The following is a 795-nucleotide window of genomic DNA, read 5'->3' as shown; positions in this document are numbered from 1 at the left end:
CACCCCGCCCGCCGGGCCTCGTCGGCGAGGTATCGGTAGCCGAACGTCGGGTCATCACGGTGTGCGTCATGCAGCGCGTTGATCCGATACGCGCGGAGCACATCGGCGTCCGTCCCGGACCGGGGCGTCTCGCCACCGGTAGTAGGGCTGTCTTGCAAGCTCGAGGACCCGGCACGACACCGTCACAGGGATTCCCGATTCGGCGAGCTCGGAAACGAGCGGGTACGTCATTTTGGGGAGCCACCGAGGCGCAGGTTCGCCTGCGACAGATACGCCGCTGCACGGCGAAGGACCTCGTTTTCTTGTTCGAGGAGGCGGATCCGCTTCTTCAACTCCCGGGCCTCGGCGGCATCGGCGGCGGTCTGAACGGGACGGTTGCCGTCCTCGACGTCGGCCTGGCGGAGCCAGTTCTGCAGGGGTGCTTCACTGATGCCGAAGTCGGTGGCGATCTGTTTGATGGTGACGCCGCTCTCGCGGCGACGAGCGACCGCGACAACGTCTTCGCAGAACTCTCTGGGATAGGGACCTGGCATGATGACATCCTCCCCGCCAGCGCCTCCCGGCACTAACGATCAGTTGTCACCAGTTCGTTCCTCACGCCCCTCCGGGCTCATCGTGTTCCGGGCGCTGGTGTACCGCACGCGGCTGTACCGGCCGATGCTCTGGAACATCTGGCTGTCGGTGGTCCCGATCATCGTGCTGCTCGTCGGTGGTATCGGGGGCGTCCTGCTGCTCGGCATCCTGCGCCCCGTTGGGTACATCGTCCTGATCCTGACCGGGATCGTCTGGCTGCTC

The 795-nt window shown here is 65.8% G+C and carries 1 protein-coding gene and 1 pseudogene; one reads left to right on the top strand and one right to left on the bottom strand.

What is annotated here, in order from left to right; all coding sequences use genetic code 11:
• Positions 1-533, bottom strand: a pseudogene (locus tag BGN97_RS01645) (transposase); the annotation flags it as partial.
• A gap of 82 nt (positions 534-615) precedes the next feature.
• Here BGN97_RS01645 and BGN97_RS01640 point away from each other — a divergent pair.
• A partial coding sequence (locus BGN97_RS01640; RefSeq protein ID WP_292697491.1) for a hypothetical protein occupies positions 616-795 on the top strand: 180 nt, incomplete at its 3' end.

This window comes from Microbacterium sp. 69-10, assembly GCF_001897945.1.
Lineage (GTDB): Bacteria > Actinomycetota > Actinomycetes > Actinomycetales > Microbacteriaceae > Microbacterium.
This window is presented reverse-complemented; position numbering and strand designations above follow the sequence as displayed.